At 73.2% G+C, this 4,401-nt stretch carries 4 protein-coding genes; all 4 read left to right on the forward strand.

The features are described 5' to 3' along the window. The coding region (locus B4M60_RS04680; RefSeq protein ID WP_291080755.1) for a heme/hemin ABC transporter substrate-binding protein at window positions 1-994 on the forward strand (994 nt) is incomplete at its 5' end. Continuing rightward, window positions 991-2,091 carry a FecCD family ABC transporter permease gene (locus tag B4M60_RS04685; RefSeq protein WP_291080757.1) on the forward strand — a complete coding sequence of 367 codons (1,101 nt, stop codon included), beginning with the start codon at window positions 991-993 and terminating at the stop codon, window positions 2,089-2,091. The genes B4M60_RS04680 and B4M60_RS04685, both read left to right, overlap by 4 nt. After that, window positions 2,088-2,954 (forward strand): heme ABC transporter ATP-binding protein, encoded by an 867-nt coding sequence (locus tag B4M60_RS04690; RefSeq protein ID WP_291080759.1) that lies wholly within the window; start codon window positions 2,088-2,090, stop codon window positions 2,952-2,954. The genes B4M60_RS04685 and B4M60_RS04690 overlap by 4 nt, the downstream gene beginning before the upstream one ends. Continuing rightward, window positions 2,951-4,273 carry a hypothetical protein gene (locus B4M60_RS04695; RefSeq protein ID WP_291080761.1) on the forward strand — a complete coding sequence of 441 codons (1,323 nt, stop codon included), beginning with the start codon at window positions 2,951-2,953 and terminating at the stop codon, window positions 4,271-4,273. Before B4M60_RS04690 ends, B4M60_RS04695 begins: the two co-directional genes overlap by 4 nt. Window positions 4,274-4,401 lie beyond the last annotated feature (128 nt).

A 4,401-nucleotide genomic window follows, 5' to 3' on the forward strand; every position in this document is an offset into this window, starting at 1 on the left:
GATCTCCGGGATCCCGTCGGCCTCCCAGGTCACGGCGCTCGAGGACCCGCGCTCGTACCAGGGGCAGCTCGCGCTGCAGCTCACGGACGACCCGGTGGAACCCATCGCCGGCGACCCGGTGCCGCAGCTGCCCGCAGTGGTCACCGACAACCAGGGCACGGTCGTCGAGGTGGCGGACGTCTCCCGCGTCCTGCCGCTGGACATCTACGGGACCCTGTCGAGGATCGTGTTCGAGCTCGGCCTGGGCGACAACGTGATCGGCCGCGACATCTCGTCCTCCTTCCCGGAAATCGCCGACGTCCCGCTGGTGACCACCGACGGGCACCAGCTCAACGCCGAGGCGATCCTCGCGCTCAACCCGTCCGTGATCATCACCGACACCTCGCTCGGTCCGTGGGACGTGGTGCTGCAGCTGCGCGACGCCGGTGTCCCCGTCGTCGTCGTCGACTCCCACCGCTCCCCGGAGAACGTCGAGGCACTCACCGAGGCCGTGGGCGACGCCCTCGGCCTGCCGGAGGAGGGGCGCGCGCTGGGCGAGCGGACGCGCGCGCAGATCACCGCGACGCAGGAGTCGATCGCCACGATCACCCCGGAGTCCCAGACGCAGCAGCTGCGCACGGTGTTCCTCTACGCCCGTGGGGCGGCCGGGGTGTACTACATGTTCGGCCAGGACAGCGGCGCGGACGAGCTCATCTCCGCCGCCGGCGGGTACGACGTGTCCTCAGAGGTCGGGTGGAAGGGCGCCAAGCCCGCCAACGACGAGGGGCTGATCGCCGCGCAGCCGGACGTGATCATCATGATGAACAAGGGCCTCGACTCCGTGGGCGGAGTGGACGGGCTGCTGGAAAAGTTCCCGGCCATGGCCCAGACGCCCGCCGGGGCCAACGAGCGCGTCATCGCGATGAACGACGACCTGGTGCTGTCCTTCGGCACCCGCACGCCGGCGGTCCTCAACGCGCTCGCCGTGGCGCTCTACGCCCCCGACGCGCTGTGACCCTCACTGACGCGCGTCCCGCCGCCGCGCACGACCGCGCGCCCGAGACCGGCGGAACGAACCGCCTGCTCACCGGCGGTCTGTTGGTCGCAGGGTTGGCGGTCGCGCTGGTCGTGTTGGCGGTGATCGCCGCCGCGTCCGGCCAGTTGTCCATCCCGCCGAGCGAGGTCGCCTCGGGCTTCCTGCGCGGCGTCGGAATCGGCCTCGGCCCCGCCGAGAGCCATCCCCGCGCCGACGCCACCCTGTGGAGCGTCCGGTTCCCGCGGGTGGCCATGGCGATCGTGGTGGGCGCGGCGCTGGCCGTCGCGGGCGCCCTCATGCAGGGCGCCTTTGGCAACCCGCTCGCCGAACCCAGCGTGGTGGGCGTGTCCGCCGGCGCGGCGGTGGGCGCGGCGTCCGCGATCGTCTTCGGCCTCACCGCCTTCGGCCCCTGGACGAGCGTGGCCTGCGCCTTCATCGCCGGAATCGTCACCACCGCCGCCGTCTACCTCTTCAGCCGTAGCAACGGCCGGACCGAGGTGGTGACGCTGGTCCTCACCGGCATCGCGGTCAACGCGGTGGCCGGCGCGGCGCTGGCGTTCCTCATGTTCCTCGGCGACACCCAGGCCCGCGAGGAGATCGTGTTCTGGCAGCTGGGCAGCCTGAACGGCAGCCGCTGGGAGTACGTGCTCGTGGTGGCCCCGCTGGCCCTGCTCGGGCTGATCCTGGCGTCGCGCCTGGCCCGCTCACTGGACCTGCTAGCCCTGGGGGAGCGCCCGGCCCGGCACCTGGGAGTCGACGTGGAGCGGCTGCGGATCTACTCGATCCTGCTGGTGGGCCTTCTCACTGCCGCGGCCGTGGCGTTCTGCGGGATCGTCGCCTTTGTCGGCCTGGTGGTGCCGCACCTGGTCCGCATGATCGCCGGCCCCGGGCACCGGCTGCTGCTGCCCGCCTCGGCGCTGGGCGGCGCGGTGTGTCTGCTCGCCGCCGACCTGCTGGCCCGCACGGCTGTCAACTATGCCGAGCTGCCGCTGGGGATGGTGACCGCGGCCGTGGGCGGCCCGTTCTTCTTCTGGCTGCTCCACCTCACCCGTCGCACCGCAGGAGGCTGGGGATGACCGCGCACGCGACCCGCACGCCCGTGTTGCGTGCCGAGGGAGTGACCGTCCGGATCGGTGGCCGCGTGCTTCTCGACGCGGTGGACCTGGATGTCCATGCTGGCGAGGTGCTGGCGCTGGTCGGCCCCAACGGGGCGGGCAAGTCCACCCTGCTCGGCGTGGTGGCGGGGGACACGGCGCCCGACTCCGGCCGGACCCTCCTGGACGGCACGGACCTGCGCAGGTGGCGCCTGGGAGACCTCGCGCGGCGCCGGGCCCTGCTGACGCAGGCCAACTCCGTGGCCTTCCCGTTCAGCGTGCGGGAAGTGGTGGTCATGGGACGCGCGCCGTGGACCGGACTGCCCGAGGGGGACGACGACGAGCTGATCATCGACGAGTCCCTGGCCGCCACCGACACCACACACCTGCACCTCCGGACGTTCCCGACACTGTCCGGCGGGGAGAAGGCCCGGGTGTCGCTCTCGCGGGCCCTCGCGCAGCGCACCGGGATCCTGCTGCTGGACGAGCCCACCGCCGCCGTGGACCTGCGGCACCAGGAGATCGTGCTGGGGCTGGCGAGATCTGTCGCCGACGCCGGGGGAGCGGTGGTGGTGGTGCTCCACGACCTCGCGCTGGCCGCGGCGTGGTCCGACCGCATGGTGATGATCGCGGGCGGCCGGGTACGCGCCGAGGGCGCCCCGGCCGAGGTCCTCACGGCGGAGCTGGTGGAAGAGGTCTACCAGCAGCGGGTCCTCATCCACCGTCACCCGGTGACGGGGGACCTGCTGGTCACCCCGGACCGTCGGGGGCTTCGGCGTCCCGCCGTCTGTTCGCAGAGCACCCACCCGGGCGCCTGCGACCCCGTTCTCAAGGAGTTCTCATGACCCACTCCACGGTCCGAACGCCCCACGGCGCGAGTCGGCGCATGGTCGCCATGACGGTCGCCGCTGTGGTCGCCGCGCTGGGCATGGTCGCCGTGTCGGCCGGCACCGCGCAGGCGGTCGCGCGACTGACGGCGACGAGTTCGCTGAGCGGCGCGGTGGCCTCGACCTCGGGGCCCACCACGTTCACGGTGAGCGGGTCGGGCTTCCAGGCCGTCCAGGGCGGTTTCGGTGGCGTCTACGTGGGCTTCGGTTGGGTCAACGGATCCAACTGGGGCCCGTCAAAGGGCGGCGCCACCGGCACCTCCTACGACTACGTGCCCGACGAGCAGTCCAGAAGCAACAAGGGCTACCAGGCGTTCGTCGCGTTCCCGGGGTCGGAGACCTCCGGGGAGGCCCAGGGGACGATGGGCGCGGACGGATCGTTCCGCATCTCGCTCACGGTTCCCGGTCCCACGTTCACCGGTGCCGGCGGCAAGCGGATCGACTGCCGACAGGTCACCTGTGGGTTCCTCACCTGGGGGGCGCATGGCGTTCGCAACGGCGCGAACGAGTCGTTCACCCCGGTGACGTTCCAGGGCGGGGCGGCTCCGGCCGCGCCCGCGGAATCCGGGGCCGCGCCGGCGCAACCGTCCGCAGAGGCACCGGCCGCCGCGGGCCGCGCCGGGTCGGGCCGCACGGCGGACACCGCCGGGCGCGCGGGTCGGGCCCAGACCTCGATCGAGGCACAGGGCGCCCCCGCCGTCGTGGCGGGCGGCGCGGAGACGGGGGCTCCGGCGGCCTCGACGGGTGACGCCGGTGCGGACGGCGAGGCCTCCATGCCGGCGGAGGGACCTGTGGACGCGACCGGCGGGACCACTCTCAGTGGCGCCGCGGTGATCGAGGTCGACCGCAAGTCGGCACGTGCCGGGGGAGCGATGGGCTTCGCCGCCGCCGGCTTCTGGCCCGGCGAGCAGGTGTACGTGGTGTTGGGCGACGGGCTCGCCGCGGTGGGTCCGGTGGTGGCGGGGGTCGACGGCGAGGTCGCCGGCGTGATCGTCCTGCCCGAGGGGATCGAGCCGGGGACACACGAGATCCGCGCGGCCGGCGCCGGCTCGGGCCTCGAGGCCACCGAGCGCTTCCCGTTGCGGGTGGACATCACCCCGGCCGCGTCGTCCAGCACGCTGCGCGACTCGATGAAATGGCTGTTCCTGGCGCTCGCCGCGCTGGCGCTGCTCGCCGTGGGCGCGTTCGTGGTCAAGCGCCGTCAGGATGCCGCCGATGACGCCGACGCGCAGACCACACACCCCACCACCGTCACGCAGGAAGAGGTTCAGCGATGACCAGGCAGATCTCCTCGACGCTCCGAGGCCCGCTCGCGCTGGCGCTGGCCGTTGTGCTCGCCCTGGCGGCGGCGCTGTGGGCACCCCCGGCACGCGCCGCCGCGGTGGAGATCGCCGACGCGGAGTTC

The organism is Dietzia sp. UBA5065 (genome assembly GCA_002415925.1).
GTDB lineage: Bacteria > Actinomycetota > Actinomycetes > Mycobacteriales > Mycobacteriaceae > Dietzia.